The organism is Acinetobacter sp. I-MWF (assembly GCF_025433935.1).
In the GTDB taxonomy this organism is placed as follows: Bacteria; Pseudomonadota; Gammaproteobacteria; order Pseudomonadales; family Moraxellaceae; genus Acinetobacter; species Acinetobacter guillouiae.
In genome coordinates, this window is sequence record NZ_JAMBAR010000001.1 from 379,133 (window position 1) to 397,172 (window position 18,040).

The 18,040-nt window shown below is 37.5% G+C and carries 17 protein-coding genes; 7 read left to right on the top strand and 10 right to left on the bottom strand.

What is annotated here, in order from left to right:
• Positions 1-78 precede the first annotated feature (78 nt).
• On the bottom strand, positions 79-1,182 hold the full coding sequence (locus tag M2R48_RS01830) for a fatty acid desaturase (protein ID WP_262084912.1): 1,104 nt from the start codon (positions 1,180-1,182) through the stop codon (positions 79-81).
• An 84-nt stretch (positions 1,183-1,266) separates the two neighbouring features.
• On the opposite strand from M2R48_RS01830, the gene M2R48_RS01835 reads away from it, so the two are divergent.
• Positions 1,267-1,965 (top strand): TetR/AcrR family transcriptional regulator, encoded by a 699-nt coding sequence (locus tag M2R48_RS01835; RefSeq protein ID WP_004818708.1) that lies wholly within the window; start codon positions 1,267-1,269, stop codon positions 1,963-1,965.
• Positions 1,966-2,000: 35 nt separating this feature from the next.
• Positions 2,001-2,957 (top strand): 2-hydroxyacid dehydrogenase, encoded by a 957-nt coding sequence (locus tag M2R48_RS01840; RefSeq protein WP_262084914.1) that lies wholly within the window; start codon positions 2,001-2,003, stop codon positions 2,955-2,957.
• Between the two features lie 153 nt (positions 2,958-3,110).
• Here M2R48_RS01840 and M2R48_RS01845 read toward each other — a convergent pair whose 3' ends face one another.
• The 6 genes from M2R48_RS01845 to M2R48_RS01870 form a co-directional block, all read right to left on the bottom strand.
• A complete protein-coding gene (locus M2R48_RS01845; RefSeq protein WP_262084915.1) occupies positions 3,111-3,764 on the bottom strand; it encodes a hypothetical protein in 654 nt (217 codons plus the stop codon).
• Positions 3,765-3,969: 205 nt separating this feature from the next.
• The gene (locus M2R48_RS01850) at positions 3,970-4,683 is read right to left on the bottom strand and encodes a hypothetical protein (protein ID WP_105714013.1); all 714 of its coding nucleotides are present in this window, start codon (positions 4,681-4,683) and stop codon (positions 3,970-3,972) included.
• 432 nt (positions 4,684-5,115) lie between these two features.
• Entirely contained in the window at positions 5,116-5,499 is a 384-nt protein-coding gene (locus M2R48_RS01855) for a hypothetical protein (RefSeq protein WP_262084916.1), read from the bottom strand.
• 171 nt (positions 5,500-5,670) lie between these two features.
• Positions 5,671-7,740 carry a glycine--tRNA ligase subunit beta gene (gene glyS, locus M2R48_RS01860; protein ID WP_262084917.1) on the bottom strand — a complete coding sequence of 690 codons (2,070 nt, stop codon included), beginning with the start codon at positions 7,738-7,740 and terminating at the stop codon, positions 5,671-5,673.
• Complete coding sequence (glyQ, locus tag M2R48_RS01865) at positions 7,740-8,717, bottom strand: glycine--tRNA ligase subunit alpha (RefSeq protein WP_004718182.1); 978 nt, start codon at positions 8,715-8,717, stop codon at positions 7,740-7,742. The genes glyS and glyQ overlap by 1 nt, the downstream gene beginning before the upstream one ends.
• A gap of 106 nt (positions 8,718-8,823) precedes the next feature.
• Positions 8,824-9,216 (bottom strand): hypothetical protein, encoded by a 393-nt coding sequence (locus M2R48_RS01870; RefSeq protein ID WP_262084918.1) that lies wholly within the window; start codon positions 9,214-9,216, stop codon positions 8,824-8,826.
• 415 nt (positions 9,217-9,631) lie between these two features.
• On the opposite strand from M2R48_RS01870, the gene M2R48_RS01875 reads away from it, so the two are divergent.
• The gene (locus M2R48_RS01875) at positions 9,632-10,942 is read left to right on the top strand and encodes a tetratricopeptide repeat protein (protein ID WP_262084921.1); all 1,311 of its coding nucleotides are present in this window, start codon (positions 9,632-9,634) and stop codon (positions 10,940-10,942) included.
• Positions 10,943-10,998: 56 nt separating this feature from the next.
• On the opposite strand, the gene M2R48_RS01880 is transcribed toward M2R48_RS01875, so the two are convergent.
• Entirely contained in the window at positions 10,999-11,517 is a 519-nt protein-coding gene (locus M2R48_RS01880; RefSeq protein ID WP_262084922.1) for a 3'-5' exoribonuclease, read from the bottom strand.
• A gap of 153 nt (positions 11,518-11,670) precedes the next feature.
• On the opposite strand from M2R48_RS01880, the gene M2R48_RS01885 reads away from it, so the two are divergent.
• From M2R48_RS01885 to M2R48_RS01895, 3 genes are all read left to right on the top strand, one after another.
• A complete protein-coding gene (locus tag M2R48_RS01885) occupies positions 11,671-13,155 on the top strand; it encodes an FAD-dependent oxidoreductase (RefSeq protein WP_262084923.1) in 1,485 nt (494 codons plus the stop codon).
• A gap of 439 nt (positions 13,156-13,594) precedes the next feature.
• Positions 13,595-14,011, top strand: a complete 417-nt coding sequence (locus M2R48_RS01890) for a lysozyme inhibitor LprI family protein (RefSeq protein ID WP_151956651.1) — start codon at positions 13,595-13,597, stop codon at positions 14,009-14,011.
• A gap of 122 nt (positions 14,012-14,133) precedes the next feature.
• Complete coding sequence (locus M2R48_RS01895) at positions 14,134-15,234, top strand: HPP family protein (RefSeq protein WP_056516801.1); 1,101 nt, start codon at positions 14,134-14,136, stop codon at positions 15,232-15,234.
• A gap of 93 nt (positions 15,235-15,327) precedes the next feature.
• Here the strand turns inward: M2R48_RS01895 and M2R48_RS01900 are convergent, their stop codons facing one another.
• Entirely contained in the window at positions 15,328-15,588 is a 261-nt protein-coding gene (locus tag M2R48_RS01900; protein WP_262084924.1) for a PspC domain-containing protein, read from the bottom strand.
• Positions 15,589-15,917: 329 nt separating this feature from the next.
• On the opposite strand from M2R48_RS01900, the gene M2R48_RS01905 reads away from it, so the two are divergent.
• Complete coding sequence (locus M2R48_RS01905; protein ID WP_262084925.1) at positions 15,918-16,589, top strand: hypothetical protein; 672 nt, start codon at positions 15,918-15,920, stop codon at positions 16,587-16,589.
• Positions 16,590-16,795: 206 nt separating this feature from the next.
• Here M2R48_RS01905 and M2R48_RS01910 read toward each other — a convergent pair whose 3' ends face one another.
• On the bottom strand, positions 16,796-17,566 hold the full coding sequence (locus M2R48_RS01910) for a TorF family putative porin (RefSeq protein WP_262084926.1): 771 nt from the start codon (positions 17,564-17,566) through the stop codon (positions 16,796-16,798).
• Between the last annotated feature and the right edge of the window lie 474 nt (positions 17,567-18,040).

An 18,040-nucleotide genomic window follows, 5' to 3' on the forward strand; every position in this document is an offset into this window, starting at 1 on the left:
ATCAGGTGTTTTAAAATATAAAAGATCCATGCCAGAGGTCTCTATCAACTCATAAGACGTAGATATAAGTTATCAAGTTTAGAACCTACGATTCGCTCGTTTAAACGTCCCAAAGTCATTAAAACGGACCCCATTTTCTTGCATCACTGGATAGCAGTCTTGAGCAATGGCTTGACGAATATAAAATGGATCACGTACAACAAAATGGTGAATGGCATGTGTACCAGCAAAATTAAAACAAAAGGCTTGTAAAGGTTTCATCCGCCAATCTGTCCAGACCTGACACTGCTGAACGATATTGCCATCTTCAACATCGCCATAATAATGCATATTGGAACTGGTAAAATGCAGGCTTAAAGTGCGTAAAAAATTTGGTGCTGCAATGCTTACGGCATAAAACTTTGTGGTTTTGTCTGCAAGTATCCATAAGCTATTTTTAGGTTGTGCTATGCCTGTGGCTTTCATTGCCAATTTGGCAACATTGATCAATAAGAAACCATGCCATAGGGCATAATGAATATGTCCAAAGGGTGCATAACTCGCAGAAAGCTTTGCTTTTAATTTGAGTTTATCGGCTTGGGATAAATGCTTCTGCGCATGAATATAACGTTTAGTGGTTTTCATCATGGTGATAGGGCGTAAATAGATTGCCAGCATATTGTCACCAGTCATCAGCAAGCGTTTTAAGCCCCATTGATCACCATTGTTAATCCCACGTTCTTCTAAATCTGTTTTGGTACCCGATGATTTGTGATGATGTAAATGTACCTCGCGACGTATCCATGGATTTATGGTACTTGGGCGAAATGCATAAACAGCTGCCAACATAGCATCATTGATTTTTTTGTTTTTACGGTAATACATTTGGTGAATAAGATCATGCTCTAGTTCGTGTAAGAGCGACATCCAAAATGCAGAAAGCGGAATTGCCACGTACCAAGGCATTTTCCCACGAGTGTATTGTGTTATATTGAAAATAATCCCTGTTACAGCTGTTACAAGGATGGCTAGGCCAATTTGGTCTTGGTGCTGAACCAGCCAAGGATGACGTTCACGTAATTGATTTCCAGCTTCCATAATTGCTTTACGAATTCGGTGGCTACGTTGTTCATCTTCTGGATCAGCAAAAAGTTTAGTTTTGCTTTGTATGGACATTTGTACATCGGAAAGGGGTAAATTCATTTTCGGTTTCCTCTATATTTTTGTAGTACGACAAGGAAGTTTTTTAAAACCAACATTTGTTGGTTTTTTATGAGAGATTATCTGATGATTAAAATAACGTCAACGTCAGTTTTAAAAAAAATGACGAAAAAGGTGAGCCAACCAAAACAAGAACGTTCCCAAAAAAGAATGGATAAGATGCTGGCAACCACGCAAGAGTTACTGTTATCCATTGGAATTGAAAAGATTTCGATTCCTGAAATTGCCAATGCATCTGGCGTTCCGCGGACCAGTATTTATCAGTTCTTTCCGACGAAATACGATATTTTTCGTCATATTGCACTGACGCATTTAAATGATTTAGTTAAACAACTCGGACAGGCTGCTGTTCGAGTGTTGACGGAAAATCCAAATGCAGCCATAGAAGTATACGGACAGCTACTCTCTGAAAGTATGATTCGTACCACAGCCAAATATTTTAATGAATCTGAAACAGCAAGCTTGTTGATTTTAAGTGGACCTTTTACCCGGCAAGCTTATTTGGAATACCAAATAGAATTAAAAAAGGTCAGTCATGGTGTCCGAAAAGCACTGGAAATGATTAACGTCGATGAATATGTACCACAGGAGCCTGATACATTGACGATTTTAATGGAATTGGTTTTTACTTGTATGAAGCATGGTTATTACAACGAAAGCTATATTTCTGAAGCCATTATTCAAGAGGCCTACCGTATGACCAATGCATACTTATTGGCTTTAAAGAATAATTCTTTTGGTTTCCCAGAAGCATCTGCTTCGTAAGTGTAAAACTGGCTCTCTATCATTAAGGAAAAGCAATGAAAGCTGTATTTTTAGATTATGAATCTTTAGATAAACAAGATTTGGATTTTAGTCAGTTAAGTGCAGCTTTTGATGACTTAATACTTTATCCATCGACCACAGCAGAACAAGTTCTAGCGCGGATTCAAGATGTAGACGTGGTGATCAGCAATAAAGTGATTGTGAATGCTGAGGCGATGGAACAATGTAAAAATTTAAAATTGATTTTGATTTCGGCCACGGGGACCAACAATATTGATTTAGATTTTGCGCGATCAAAAGGTATTGTGGTGTGTAATTGTCAGGGCTATGGCACATCTGCAGTTGCACAGCATACACTGACGTTAATGTTGGCATTAGCAACATCTTTACTTAAATATGAGTATGCAGTTAAACAAGGTGAATGGAACAAATCGCCAATTTTCTGCTTACTGGATTTTCCAATAGTTGAATTATCTGGAAAAACTCTTGGTGTTATTGGCTATGGTGAGCTTGGTCAAGCGGTTGCCAAGTTGGCAGACGCTTTTGGAATGAAAATTTTGGTCGCATCATTACCTAATAGACCAACGCATAAGGATCGGACACCTTTTGTCGAGTTGCTTACTCAAGTCGATTTTCTTTCTCTGCATTGTCCTCTAACAGATGAAACACGTGATTTAATTGATGCTCAAGCATTTGATAAAATGAAAAAATCTACATTTTTAATCAATTGTGCCCGCGGTGGTATCGTTAATGAACAGGCTTTGGCCGATGCATTAAGACAAGGCAAAATTGCAGGTGCGGCAACAGATGTGCTTTCTATTGAACCACCGACACAAGGTAATGTTTTACTTGCACAAGATATTCCAAACCTGATTATCACACCGCATAGCGCGTGGGGCAGTGTAGATGCACGTCAACGTATTGTGAATCAAATGCTTGAAAATGTTGAGGCATTTAAGCAGGGTAAAGCGATTCGTCAGGTGAATGGCTAAAGAGCCGAGTGAAAAAGCACAATGAAAAAAGCTGCAATTAAAAAGGCATATTTAAAAAAACACCGTTAAATAGCTATATTCGTTTTATTGCTATCACCTTGAGCATAGGTAGCGCAAGCTGTGGAGATCGACGGATTAAGTGTGTTTAGCTGCTTATCTTGGTACACCAACCTCATCATCTGTTGAGCTTTGCGTATTGGTTGAGTTGGTGTCTTTTGAGCCTGTGGCATTGGCGTTGACATCATGCTCTTGGTTCTCGATTGGTAATGACTGTTTTTTAATTTCAGGTTCTTGTTGCGCATTGTTGGGTAATTGATTTTGAACTGCGGGTTGAACAGGTTGTGTGGTGATCGGCGTATTTTGAACGTTTGTTGTCGTTGCAGCAGTTACAGTATTCGCCGTATTGGGTGTGGTCGAAGATTGGCTTAAGCTGCCTTGTTCAATCGGAACATTTAAATTGGTTTTACCCATCACCCGATCTTTGGTTTGCTCAACCTTTTTTACAGCAGTATCGATGCCTTGGCGAGTACTATCACGAGCCTCAGTGGCTTTTTCAGTAGTATATTTTTTTGTATTTTCAATGGTTTCATCCAAAGCTGGTTTAATTTTTTGAATGCCTTTTTCGGTCGCATCACCTACTTTTTCAGCGGTATTCTGTACAGCTTCACCGGTCTTATGTGCCAATACTTTAAAAATATTTGGATTATCACCATATGGCTGGGTTTGATTTTGAGTATTGGTTTGCGCATAGAGTGATGGTGTTGCAAGTATTGCAGTGATCACACATAGACTTTTGATCATCTTCATGATGTTTTGATCCCTTTATGATGATTGTAGCGATTCGCTCAGTGCTAATTGGGATTATCATACTGTTTTATTTAGATAAAAAGTAAAATGGAAAGAAAAATCCTACAGCAAGAAAACATATGTATACATTGCATACCAAATTACTGGCAGATGTATAAGAAAAGCTCACCTAAGTGAGCTTTTTTAAATGGGCATTAAATTTAAATTATTTTGTAGCAACTTTAGCGTCTGTAGATACGGCGACTTTAGCGCTACCTACTGGTGTTTTTACATGAGTTTGTGAATTTACTTTTGCACCTGTATTTGCTGGTTTTGGTTTAACTAAATCTTTGGTTTTTTGCCAAGTTTTACTTGTTGCTGATTTAGTTTTGTCTTTCACTTTAACAGCAGCTTCTTTGGTGTTATGACCCGCTTCAGAACTCAGTTTCTTGGTATTTTCCCACGCACCTTTCGTTGCGACTTTACCTTTGTCTATGCCTGTTTCCACACCAGTCCCGACTTTATCAGCAGCATGTTTAGTGCCGTCCCATGCATCTTTAGATACATCACGGGTTTTATCGACACCTTTTTCCACACCAGTCCCGACTTTATCAGCTACATTTTTAGTGCCATCCCACGCATCTTTAGACACATCACGGGTTTTATCGACACCTTTTTCGAGACCTGTACCTACTTTAGCAGCAGTATTCTTAGTGCCATCCCAAGCGTCTTTGGACACTTCACGGGTTTTATCAACACCTTTTTCTAGACCATTACCTACTTTATCTGCTGTGTTATGGATACCTTGACCAATGTTGCTAAGAATACCTCCATTGGTTCCAACTTCAGCAGAAGCATTTGCACTTACATCTGTATTGGCAAAAAGAGGAGAGCTGGCAAGAAGTGCTGTGGCGATCACTGTTGTTTTAAGCATTTTCATAATTAGTTTTATCCTGTACCTGAATGAGTTCAAGTTTGAGTGTTGCCTATAATAATGTGAAATATGTATAAAAATAGCCTTTGAGATAAAACAGCAACAGCTTATCTACAGAGTTTTAACAATAGTGTAAGAATTGTGAATGAATGTTACGGCCAGATGTTTTTGGAAGAATTGAGCTTTTTTACTTTTTAAATTCTGAAGCTTATAAGAATGTGAGAATGATGATAAAAGCATTTTCTGTAAGAATTTCCAGCTTGTTATTAAAGCAAAAACGACATAAGCTTTGGGTTAAATTGTTGGTTTAATCATCATATTGGACTCATTGGCATCCTTGTTTGGATTTATCCCGTGATTTATGTGGCTAAAAGAGCGAAATGATTGTGCATTTTAGCCCTTTTAACTTCAACGACGTATCAAAGTGAAGTGCCGAGATTAATTACATTTTTCCAGATTTGATGCTTTAAAGTTGTTTTTAAGTGAGTTGAAGTTTTTAAGCTTTTCAGCATCTTTTGGGTCAAAAACAGTTTGTTTGTTTTCGACTTCAGCGTCTACATTTGAAAATGCAGAGATGAGCTGCTCACCTTTAAAAATCCAATGTTCTGTGGCTTTTCCTGTTTCAAAGTTGCCAGTAAATTCGATGACACAGTTGTCTGTTTGTTTGATGAGTTTGGCAAGGTTATGTTTTGTGCTTGGTTCAGCAGAGATATTTTTATGTTGTTCTAAAACAGTTGGAGCGTTTGGATTGGTGGGTGTAGTGGAGCAGGCTGTGAGGATGATTGCGATTAAAGGTACAGATAATAATATTTTAGAATTCATATGCTTTTGATCTTAAACTTAACTTGATCAATTGAGTCTATACAATGTATTGGGGATATTTGGTTTTAGATTGTTAATTTTTATTGTTATGTTTTCATTTATTTATACGTTTTGGAAAGCGGAGACAAAAAATAAACCCGCTCGAAAGCGGGTTATAATTTATGTTTTTATTTAGTGCTGTAACACCGAAATATCCGCAACACTTGTAAACAAGTCACGTAACTGTGCAAGTAAACGTAAACGGTTTGCTTTGAGTTCTGCATCATCTGCCATGACCATCACATTCTCAAAGAATGCATCAATCGGTGCACGAAGCGCAGCCAACTTAGAAAGCGCAGTGGTGTAGTCTTTCGCACCCAAAAGTGGTTGAACCGCAGGTTTGATATTTTGAATCTCGGTATAAAGCGCCTTTTCAGCATCTTCAAGCAATTTAGCTTCAACAATCTCACCTGTAGGTGCAGCTTCTTTTGCCAAGATATTGGCAACACGCTTATTTGCAGCAGCCAAAGCAGCAGCTTCTGGCAAGTTACGGAAATGATTTACCGCTGTCACACGCTTATCAAAATCAAGAGGTGATTTTGGAGAAAGTGCTTGAACAGCCTGAATCACATCAACCGCAACACCTTGGTCTTCGTACTTAGCACGGTAACGACCTTCAAGGAATGCGACAGCATCGGCTAAAGTCTTCGCATGATCTTTCAATACATCGCCATAAGCAGCCAAAGCAAGCTTGATCAGTTCTTCAATCGAAACATCAAGATTATTTTCAGTCACCAAACGCAAGATACCAATCGCAGAACGACGTAAAGCAAATGGATCTTTCGAACCCGTCGGTGCTTGACCAATCCCGAAAATACCTGTGAGGGTATCTAAACGATCAGCAAGGGCAATGGTTGTACCTGTTTTCGTTTTTGGTAGCACATCGCCAGCAAACTTAGGTAAATATTGCTCACCTAAAGCTTCAGCAACTTCATCATTTTCGCCTTCAATACGTGCATAATAAGTTCCCGCGATTCCTTGAAGTTCAGGGAATTCACCGACTAACTCTGAAGTTAAGTCACATTTTGCAAGCAGTGCAGCTTTTTCAGCATCAGTAGGATTTGCACCCGTGATTGCAGATAACGCCACAGCCAATTTTGCAATACGTTCAGACTTGTTCCAAAGTGTGCCCAATTGTGCTTGGAAGACCATATTGGCTAATTTTTCTTTACGAGAAGCAAGCGGTTGCTTTTGGTCTTGTAAGAAGAAAAACTCTGCATCAGATAAACGAGGACGTACAACTTTTTCATTACCCTCAATGATTTGAGTTGGATCTTTAGACTCAATATTGGAAACAGTAATGAAATAAGGCTGTAATTTATGTGCTGCATTGACCAAACAGAAATACTTCTGGTTGTCTTGCATCGTGGTAATCAAAGCTTCTTGAGGTACAGCAAGGAAACGTTCTTCAAAGCTTGCACGTAGCGCAACAGGCCATTCAACCAATGCAGTCACTTCATCACGCAGGTCAGCAGGAACGATGGCAATCGCATTGACTTCATCAGCCAAAGCTTTAACTTGTTGGTCAATGATCGCTTGACGCTCTTCAAAAGAAGCCACGACATGTGCTGCTTTTAATTTCGGTAAATAATCATCTGAATTTGTTAATGAAATTGCTTCAGGGGCATGGAAACGATGACCATAGGTCAGATTACCCGCTTTATGATCCTGAATCGTTGCATCAATCACATCATTGTCTTTTAACAAGACGACCCATTTCACCGGACGAACAAATTCAGTACGGCTTGCCGCAGAGCGCATACGTTTTGCGATTGGTAAGTTATCTAGTGCTGTTTGTAAAATTTGTGGAAGTAAAGCGTCAAGACTTTGACCTTTCACATCTTTTAAATAACAAACTTTTTCAACTTTACCTGCTTGGAAAGTTGATACTTGATCCGCAGTAATGCCTTGACCACGCATAAAGCCTTCCAAGGCTTTGGTTGGTTTGCCTTCTGCATCATAAGCAGCTTGTAGGGCAGGACCATCAAAACGCTTTTGAGTGTCTGCTTGTGCACCATCAACATTAACAATTTTTAATGCCAAACGACGTGGTGCTGCATAAGCTTCAATTGAATCAAATGCCAAACCTGCGTCTTTTAAACCTTTAACCGTTTCAGCTTGTAACGCATCACGTAAGGTCTTTAAGCTTTTAGGCGGTAATTCTTCACAGCCAAGTTCGAATAAAACTGTATGTTTAGACATTATTTATTCTCCTCAGCTTTTGCTTCTGCTTCAACTTGTGCCTTTAACTGTGCAAGCACTTCGTCACGTAAATGCGGTTCAGCCATTGGGAAACCGAGTTTGGCACGAGCGGCCACATAACTTTGTGCAATAGAGCGTGCCAAAGTACGCACACGTAAAATATAACGTTGACGCTCAGTGACAGAAATAGCACCACGTGCATCGAGTAAGTTAAAGCTGTGTGATGCTTTGATGACTTGCTCATATGCTGGAAGTGGAAGTTCCGCTTCCATTAAACGGGTTGCTTCAGCTTCATAAAAATCGAAGAGTTCAAACATTTTTTCAACGTTGGCATATTCAAAGTTATAAGTCGATTGCTCTACTTCATTTTGATGGAACACATCACCGTAGGTGACTGTACCAAATTGACCTTTGGTCCAAACCAAGTCATAAACTGAATCGACGCCTTGTAAGTACATTGCCAGACGTTCAAGACCGTAAGTGATTTCACCTGTGACTGGGTAGCATTCAACCCCACCAACTTGTTGGAAGTAAGTAAACTGAGTTACTTCCATACCGTTTAACCACACTTCCCAGCCTAAGCCCCAAGCACCTAATGTTGGCGATTCCCAGTTGTCTTCTACAAAACGAATGTCATGTGTAAGCGTGTCAATACCAATCGCTTCTAAAGAGTCTAGATACAGTTGTTGGATATTGTCAGGGTTCGGTTTAAGCACTACTTGGAATTGATAGTAGTGTTGTAAACGGTTTGGGTTTTCGCCGTAACGACCGTCTTTAGGACGACGTGAGGGTTGAACGTATGCTGCGTTCCATGTTTCTGGCCCAAGCGCACGTAAGAATGTTGCAGTGTGGAATGTCCCTGCGCCCATTTCCATATCGTAAGGCTGTAACACCACACAACCTTGTTCAGCCCAGTAGTTTTGTAAGGCAAGAATTAAGCCTTGGAATGTATCAATATGCGATATGGCGCGACTCATGCAGCATCCACTATAAGTATTAGAAAAAATTGGTTCTAAGTATAAGGATTTTGGGGAGGTGTGGCAAAGGTTAGTCTATAAATATTGATTCTTATCGCAGATCAACTTATGTACATTTTTTCAGATTTTCTTTTGAGATAAAACTTTTCATTTCTTTGGCCTCTTTTCTTATTTTCATTTCCTCAATGTGCTCTTCAATTTTTGCATCTGAAGCATCGCTATTGATTACGGGTTCCGAGCTTGAATTTTCAGATATTAAAATGAGATCGTCCCTAAAAAAAGCCCAATCTTTTTCTATTGTTGGTGTATTTTTAGAAGTGGTTTTTGCTTTTAAGATACAGATTTTATCTTTTTTAATTAGGGTAAGTTCAAGTGTGCTTGATGGTTCACCCGTCATTGCAATTTGCTTTGCTTCTAAAATTACAGGTTCATTTGATGTACTACATGCAGCAAGGAAAAAAGAAGAAGTTAAAATGATGAAATAGGTTATTTTATTCATTGGTAAAATTAAATAAGTTAAATTATATATTTGATATTAACATAAAAAATTTATATTCATGAACTTTATAAAGGTAAATGGCGCTACAAAAACTGAATGTCGGAAGTTCATCATGACGATGTCACAATGCTTTATTCAATGTTAAGTAAATGAATTATTTAGAAATCATAGGGGCGAATTTAGAGGATAATAAAATGCACAAAATCATTATTGGGCTGTAGCAAAATTAGAAAGGGCTAATTAAAACTTAATTTTCAAACTGCAGGGTTTTTCAATGTTAGCGGTTCTTGTCAAAATATTGAATAATTTGTTTTAAAATAAAATTAACTAATTGAATTATTTTATATATAATTTGAAAAATACTTTTTTAAAAATTTATAAATTTAATTTTTATATCAAAATGAGCAATCTTAATATGAAAAAATTCAATTATTTTATGTACATAGCGACTTTAGGTTTTATATCTGCAACATCAAGTTATGCAGTAAATATAGAAGAAGCCCCTTGTTTCGCCCCACAAACAGCGCCTATTTTTAAAGAGTTTTATCAAATAAATAAAGGATTTGATCAAAAAGTATTGTGGGAGTTGTATGTTCAATCACCCATAGAAGGTTATCCAAATGCAAAAATGATTAATCAAACTTTAGAGACTTTATTTGGTCAATTGGGGCTCTCAGAAGAACAGAAAAAGCAGATGAAACCGATCCAAAAAGATGTATCTGAAGTAGAGCCTGAAGAATTAGAAGCCTATAACTTAATGGTTAAAGCACAAAAATTATATTACGGCGATAAAGTTGCTATTGATCAACAACAGGCTTTTGAGTTGCTGCTTGATGCAGTTGGAAAGAGAAATTCAGAAGCCTATATTTTCTACCCTGTACTTAATCAGCATTGTGCTGATCCAGATAGAAAAGAAACAGCAGTTCGTATATTTCATACCATCGAAAAACACATGGGGGATAATGATGATTATCCAACTCCAATATGGGCATATTTAAGTTATGCCTATGCGTATGGTGTAGGCACAGAGGTGGATGAAGCAAAGGCTTTAAAATATTGGAAAAAAGCTTGGCGTATCTATTCGTTACAATTTGATGCAGGTGGTTTTGTCGGTTTTATGATGGGACAAATGGCAGAACAAAAGCCTTATTTAAAAGCACATTTGGGTGAAGCTATGAATTATTACAAAATTGCGACCCGAGCAGATGAAAATAACATTCCAGCACAACAGGCAATTGTAAGATTATTAAAAACGGATAAAAAGTTTGAAGATCTGACTTATGAAATAGAGTTATTTGAAGAAACTGAAAACGCAAAGCATGATCAAGACCCAAAATCTGCTTATTTTACTTTGTCAGAATTATATGCTCAGGAGCAGTGGAAAATTTACAATCCTCAACTTTCAATGGAGTGGTTGGCAAAAGCAGCTGAAGCAGGGCATGAACGCGCACAGTTGAACCTACCACTCTATTATGAGCAAGGGAATTTGATCAAGGCAGATCCAAAAAGAGCGATGGAGTTGTATCAAAAATATTATGAACAGGACAATATATTAGTGGGTATCTACTTTTTAGATCGTTTGGAAAATGGAACCAAAGGCATTGCTAAAAATCCTGAAAAAGCGAAGTTAGTTCGTGAAGATTTAACTAAAAAATATCATGCTTTAGGACAAACAGGTGAGATTCCAAAACCTAAAGAATTGCGATTAATGCAGCGAATGTATTAAAAACTTTCTTTAGCAAAGATTAGTCTTGAGTCATGGCTCACTAATCTGAGCTATATCTAAAACTTAATCTTCAATCCATAATCCTTTTTCAATGCCAATAAAGCCTCAGCATTGCCTTTGGCATCGTCAACAGGGTTATGGGTATGTGCTGTTTTACGTAAATGCTTAAAACTTTGAAAGCTATCTTTGACCAGTCCTTTATACAAACTGCCTAAATTTTGTGAACTAAATCCAAACGGATTACTGCCAGTAAAATGATGAAAATACCAACAGACAAACATCCAGTCAAAACCATTATTATCACTAATAAAGATAGGGCGATCTTTACTGACTTTACTCACCCACTTGGCAAAGTCTTTCATAACATGCTCAGGATTGTTAAAGCTTAGGGTTTCTTCACGACTAAAGCCTGAAACTGCGAGCGCTTGAGGAATATAATTTTCGGAAATTGGTTTAAGTAAACCGTAGAATTGTTGATGTAAGTGATCTTCGACCAACACTGCACCTAGCGAAATCATTGAGTAATCACCGGGAATTGGACCATCCGCTTCGATGTCCACCATAATATAAGCCATATATTTTCCTTATTTTAAGATATTGTTTTTATGCTGGAAGTCATTATAAATGATGATTTTAATCGCTGACAAACTTTATCGGTATTTTGCTTTTTTAATATTTATAGCTTATAAATTATTGAATAAATTTAAAACATTTTTAAATCATTCATTATGCAAAAAGTACAGAAAAACAAACTTTGGCTAAGCCTTTTCCTTATTCTATTGGCGGTTATTTCTATTCCTGCAATTCATCTTTTTAAAACAAAAATCAATGAGCAACAAGGAATTGAGCATATTCCTACAGGTTATCGGGATGATGCCAGTCATCTTAATTTGACAAAAGTGCATAAAATTGTCGATGTCGAAAGTACACCCGAAGCGATTCAACAACAACTTAAAACTTTGCTTAAATATGCAGCTGAACATCATCTAAAAGTTTCGATTGCGGGGGCTAAGCACAGTATGGGTGGGCATACTATTTACCCTGATGGTATTGCACTGAATATGCTGCCCTATAACCATATGAGCTTTGATGAGAAGAGCAATATTCTCACGATTGGCTCGGGTGCAACATGGGAAGAGGCCCTTCAGTATTTAGACCGCTATGGTAAATCAATTGCAGTGATGCAATCTTTTAGTAATTTCTCGATTGGCGGTTCGATCAGTGTCAATGGGCATGGTTGGCAAAAGAATTCACCTCCGATTTCATCCAGTGTTGAATCATTTACCTTGATGAATGCACAGGGAGAGATTGTAAAATGTAGTCGTACAGAACATCCTGAACTGTTTAAATTGGTGATTGGTGGCTATGGATTATTTGGCATTATTCTCGATGTAAAATTAAAAGTTGTAGATAATGTTGCTTTAACATTTCAATCAATTTCAGTTTTACCTGAAGACTATGTAAACGCGTACCAAAAGATTGTCAGCAATAATCCAAATGTACAATTTGCTTATGGTCGTTTACGTATTTCAGATAAACATTTTTTACAGCAGGCAACCTTAAACTATTTTGAAAAGATCGATAAAAAACCCTTAGCATTGTCACAACAGCAAAGTAAAAACGCTGAAACCAAGCGGATTGTGTTTCGTGGTTCTGTCGATAGTGAATACGGCAAACGACTCCGCTGGGATCTAGAAAGTAGCCTGAATTCAGTATCGCCTTATGCGACGTTTAGTCGCAACGAAATTCTCAGTGAGGATGCCGCCTTGATTGAAAATAAAGATAGCCATTCAACCGATCTATTGCATGAATATTTTATTCCAAAGCAGCAATTGGCTCAGTTCATTCAAGATCTCAAGCCTGTTTTAAAAACGAAAAAAGTGGATCTACTCAATATCACGATTCGTGAAGTTGAACATGATCATGATGCGTTTATGAATTATGCTCGAGAGGATGTTTTTGGCTTGGTGTTTCTGTTTAATCAAAAGAAGACCGCACAACAAGAGCAGGATATGCAACAACTGACTCAGCAATTGGTTGATATTACACTTAAAAACCAAGGCACATTTTATTTGCCTTATCGTTTACATGTGAGTCGCGATAAGATGCGTTTAGCCTATCCGCAAACGGATGCTTTTTTTAGTTTGAAGAAAAAATATGATCCAGAGGAGATTTTTAGTAATCAGTTTTATCTACATTATCGTGAGTCGTGAATGATGGTCTGGAGAATACTTTTAACAAACCCCAATAACAGCACCCTGCAAATACAGAAATTGCATAAAAAAACCAATCGCTCAATAGTTTCCATAGCGGTGTAGGCAATGACCCAGTAAAAACCAGATAGCCAATGCTGCTGACAATTAGCCACATCAACAGTGAGCCAGCGAAAATACTGAAAAAATTAAGCCAATATTGATGTGCAAGCCAAAGTGAAATGACATAAGCAATTGGAATGACAAGAATGCAATAAATCAGATAAACGATTAGGCTGATACCAAATATTGTGAGTAAAGACTGTATATCGTATTGATGATTCATAAAAAGAAAAAACGCGATCAATAGGATTAAGCTCAGACTGGGTGCTAAAAACAAAGCTTTTAAAATCGATTTATTGCTATATTGAGCCATGATCAAAACAACAAAGGAATAAATATGATAAGAGCATGCACAATCATGATGGTTTTATCTACAACTATTTGTTCAATATCGGCTTATGCAGAACAGAGTGCTGCTTCACCCGATGTATATAACCAATGTGTTGAACAAACCATCGAAAAACTGGCTTTAGGCAACATCAACAATGCTGTGGTTGAATCATGTAGTAACCAAAGCAGAGCATATTATGAAAAAGAAATTGTCAAAGTTCTCGATCAGATCAAAAAACAGAGTCAGATAGACCTTCGACAAGAACGTTATAATGACATCATGAAATCACAACGCTTATGGAAAGCTTATGTTGATCAGGAGTGCCAAAATGCTGGAAGTTATATTGGTTCACCCATGTATGCGTTTTGCCCAATGCAAGAATATGGGAAAAGACTTGATCAATTGACTGAATATGCTCAGTGAAAAATCAGTAGATGAGAAATATCGGCGAAAAATTTATCCATTTAAGATAGATAATAAATATATCTTATAACCACAACATCGTATAATTCACACTTTAAACCGTGTTAAAGCGCAGGACTGTCGTGTTTCATACGCAACTTGAATGGTTAAATACCTTAAAACCCAATTTTAAAGTTTTACCGCTAAAAGATCGTTTAGTCTGTGGTGTTGGTGCACTGCTCGGATTAGCAGTGTCATCATTGATCAGTTGGTATGTACTCGGTGGATTTAATGCGTGGTATATCGCACCGATGGGCGCGTCCTCGGTATTGCTTTTTGCTGTACCCGCAAGCCCTTTAGCACAACCTTGGAATATGGTGGTGGGGAATACCATCGCAGGTTTAGTAGGCGTGACTTGTGCCATCTTTATTTCCAATCCAACCGAGGCATTTAGTGTCGCTGTTGCCTTGTCGATATTCTTGATGATGAGTACAGATTCATTGCATCCGCCAAGTGGTGCGGTGGCGATTACTGCCGTATTGGGTGGCGCTTCTATTCACCAATTGGGTTATCAATTTATCTTTTACCCAGTATTACTTAATTCAGTCTTGCTGCTGGTGATTGCAATCATTTTTAATCGTATGTTGGGAAAGCAATATCCACAGGTTGCACAGCTCAATACACGTTCTAAAGATCCAACACCGACACAAAAAGTCACTATTCAACCGCAAGATATTCAAGATGTGTTAGAACAACAGACACAGCTTTTAGATATTAGTGAATATGATTTACAGAAAATCATTTTAGAAGCACAAGCAAAGGCCAACGCAAGAGCAGTACATCAATACCTTTGCCAAGATATTATGAGCAAAGATGTGCTGAGCTTGGATGAGCAAGATGATATTCACCAAGCTTTAGATAAGTTTAAACATGTGAATTTGATGAGTTTGCCTGTGCTCAATGCTGATCGGGAATTGGTTGGTACATTGGCATTGTATGAAATTGTAGAGTGGTTTAAACGCGCTGCTGATGCGCGTGCCCCTTGGGAACATTTGGTCAAACAAATTATGAATCGGCAAGTGGTGACTGTACAGCCGACACAACCGATCCAAGACTTAGTGCCTTATTTCGTTGAACGCTCTTTTAATTATATCCCTGTGGTTGATCATCAAAAAATGGTCGGGATTATTAGTCGTGCAGATATGATTGCAGCATTACAGCAACAACTCAATAATTCACAATGATACTGTTTAAAAATGATGCGGCATAAAAAAAGCTACAGCAGTTTGGGGGAACTGTTGTAGCTGAAAAGGGTCATATCTTTAAATCGAAGTCAATTAATGGATTTTCTCTTCATAAATAGTTCGTACAGGGCGTTCATAGCTTTGCGGTTCATTTAACTGCAAGTTTTGTTTTGGCATAATTAGCCAAAGCACCAAATACACCAGAATACCTGGAAAAGCTGCGCTCAAACATGAAACAATCACGAAAATAATTCGTAGTAATGTGACATTCCAACCAAAACGTTCAGCAATACCGCCCATTACACCGGCGATCATATTGTGTCGGCTTGAACGATATAAACCAGAATTGGCCATTTAAATCTCCTTAAAGTTATTCATCATCATTCATGATTAAAAAATTAAAAATGAATTCATATAAGTAAATAGTGGCGTTTCTATCTGATTCTTCAAGTGAATCACCAATTAAAATTGTTAAGACTGTGTAACAACGCCAGTTAAATCATTCAAAATAATGTAAAAAGTGTCCAATCCGATGTAGGTAGCGATGGTGATAAATATGTTTTTTATACTTTTGTAAAAAATACAGCGTTAAGATTTCGAGAAACGGCACAACGCAATAAGATATAGATATACACATTCATTTTTGATGTGTCTGGCACGGTGCAATTGGGTTATTTGGATTTATGTATTTAACTTTTCATAAAGTAATTTTTTTTAGAATTTTGGGCATCAGTATTTGTACAGTACTGAGTGCTTGCGATTCCTCAAAATCAAATGATAAACAACAAGGTGCATCTGACACACAAAATTCATCCAGCGAACTTGCTTTGCAACAAACCCCACCACGTGCCAATGCAAGTGAAGGGAAAAAACTGACCGATCTTGCGGGTCAAGCCACCTTGCCTGCAATGGTAGATATGAAAGGGCAAGGCCAGCAAAGTGACGTGGTTTCCACAAAAGCTGAGGCATTTGTAGGACGTTATCATGTACAAATGAGTTGTGAAGATCCGTTTGCCAAGTGCGAAAAAGGCAATGCGGAGTTTATTATTAACTTACTCCCAGACGGTACTGCACATCGTACCTTTGTATATATGGGGAAAATGACCTATGAAAATAGTGATATAAAACCGAACCGTGGTTATCAAAAAAATACTTGGGCCTATGATGAAGTAAATCATGAAATTGTGATTAATCGAATTGAAGGTATTCAGTTCTATTACAACGTAGATGAACAAAATGACTTGGTGATGGATATTGATAAAATAGTCAATGGCACTGAAGAAAATCGACTTTATTTTAGTCAACACCATACTGCACCAACAAAAGCTTATGTGTTAAAGAAATTTGATAATTAAAGAAATTAGTAGTTAAAAAATTGGTAGCTAGAAAAATTGATAATTAAACAATCTGGTGGGGCTTTAGGGTGTAACCCACCAGACTGACACATTTAAAATTTAAAGTTTTGAAATGAATGATCATCTCAGAAAGCATTTTTTAAATTGAACAAATCTTTAAAAACCAGATAGTAGTTAAACATTGTGTATCATCTAAAAATGCAATATTAAAACGCTTTGGTTAAACTAAAAATTGCACCGTTTGCGACTGTACGTTTTTCACTTTTAGAGAGCTGATCGGTATGCAAATTGGTACCAACCGCAGATAACTCCGCAGTTAAACCTTCAAGTGTTTTAAATTGATAATTCACCCCAAGCTTCCAATCGACGTAATTGTCGGCATCAACATCAATCAATGCACCTTTATCTTGGATGATGGAATAACCAATACTTGACGTCAGACCAAAACCTGTTTCTGCCAATGGTACTGAATAGCCTAGGGTGAAGTTCCATGCATCACCTGCAAATCCAATATAGTCATCACTATAATTAATATTGGTGAGGAGGCTATCTTTACCCAAAAAGATATCATTAAAGGTTAAACGTGCAGAAAACTCATGCCATGCCCAATCCGACCAACCTGGATAGCTAAATCGGTTATAGCTTAAATCTAGTGTTGGCTTAACTTTTTCAGACCAATTTAATGCCGTGTTATAGCCAATATATGAGGTAAACTCAAAATGTGGTGATGTTGAACCACCAAAGTCCGTATTGGCAGCAAAGATTCCGCCGTATAAACCAGAATCATGTGACAGTACAAAGGTCCCTTGTACCGCAGGATCATTACGAGATTGGGATAGACCACGGAAACGGTAGTCCGTTGTTAGTGCAGCAGAACCACTTAAGCTAAGACCTGATGAATGTCCTGTTTCTGAGGCCATAGCAGAATGAGTTGCTATTGTTGTTAGCATTACCGATAAAATTACTGGTTTAATCATATTGATTTCCTTTTCGTAAAAAATTTGGATTATTCCAAAATCCTTTTTTATGTCGATCAACGACGCATTTTTGTTTTTGTTATCTTAAGTAGTGATGTTATAAAGAGATAATAGAATATTCAGAACACATGCCTCAAAAAATCTGAATCGCTTGGGTATAACGATGACTTTTATCCAATTGAGTTAAATTTTTTAATGATTATTTATGTAATTATTTTTTAATAAAAAATTCTTTTGAACGATAAATTACTTTTTTAACCCTAGATCAATGATTTGCTTTTCACCCATCGTTTTTATTCAATTCAAGTGGTACTCAAGCTGGTGTATAGGTCGATATTGAACATCGATCAAATACAGGCCTGAGATAATTTTTCCTTTAATTTGTTCGTGATTATTCTGGCCTCTATATTTTCACCATATTAGATGGTCTTTATTTGAAATTTTAAGGTGATTTCGCAAATGATTTTGATCTCT

Excerpts from the sequence above, each read along its gene's own strand:
- M2R48_RS01830 (WP_262084912.1), bottom strand. The coding sequence starts at position 1,182 with ATGAATTTACCCCTTTCCGATGTACAAATGTCCATACAAAGCAAAACT.
- M2R48_RS01835 (WP_004818708.1), top strand. The coding sequence starts at position 1,267 with ATGATTAAAATAACGTCAACGTCAGTTTTAAAAAAAATGACGAAAAAG.
- M2R48_RS01840 (WP_262084914.1), top strand. The coding sequence starts at position 2,001 with ATGAAAGCTGTATTTTTAGATTATGAATCTTTAGATAAACAAGATTTG.
- M2R48_RS01845 (WP_262084915.1), bottom strand. The coding sequence starts at position 3,764 with ATGAAGATGATCAAAAGTCTATGTGTGATCACTGCAATACTTGCAACA.
- M2R48_RS01850 (WP_105714013.1), bottom strand. The coding sequence starts at position 4,683 with ATGAAAATGCTTAAAACAACAGTGATCGCCACAGCACTTCTTGCCAGC.
- M2R48_RS01855 (WP_262084916.1), bottom strand. The coding sequence starts at position 5,499 with ATGAATTCTAAAATATTATTATCTGTACCTTTAATCGCAATCATCCTC.
- glyS (WP_262084917.1), bottom strand. The coding sequence starts at position 7,740 with ATGTCTAAACATACAGTTTTATTCGAACTTGGCTGTGAAGAATTACCG.
- glyQ (WP_004718182.1), bottom strand. The coding sequence starts at position 8,717 with ATGAGTCGCGCCATATCGCATATTGATACATTCCAAGGCTTAATTCTT.
- M2R48_RS01870 (WP_262084918.1), bottom strand. The coding sequence starts at position 9,216 with ATGAATAAAATAACCTATTTCATCATTTTAACTTCTTCTTTTTTCCTT.
- M2R48_RS01875 (WP_262084921.1), top strand. The coding sequence starts at position 9,632 with ATGAAAAAATTCAATTATTTTATGTACATAGCGACTTTAGGTTTTATA.
- M2R48_RS01880 (WP_262084922.1), bottom strand. The coding sequence starts at position 11,517 with ATGGCTTATATTATGGTGGACATCGAAGCGGATGGTCCAATTCCCGGT.
- M2R48_RS01885 (WP_262084923.1), top strand. The coding sequence starts at position 11,671 with ATGCAAAAAGTACAGAAAAACAAACTTTGGCTAAGCCTTTTCCTTATT.
- M2R48_RS01890 (WP_151956651.1), top strand. The coding sequence starts at position 13,595 with ATGATAAGAGCATGCACAATCATGATGGTTTTATCTACAACTATTTGT.
- M2R48_RS01900 (WP_262084924.1), bottom strand. The coding sequence starts at position 15,588 with ATGGCCAATTCTGGTTTATATCGTTCAAGCCGACACAATATGATCGCC.
- M2R48_RS01905 (WP_262084925.1), top strand. The coding sequence starts at position 15,918 with ATGTATTTAACTTTTCATAAAGTAATTTTTTTTAGAATTTTGGGCATC.
- M2R48_RS01910 (WP_262084926.1), bottom strand. The coding sequence starts at position 17,566 with ATGATTAAACCAGTAATTTTATCGGTAATGCTAACAACAATAGCAACT.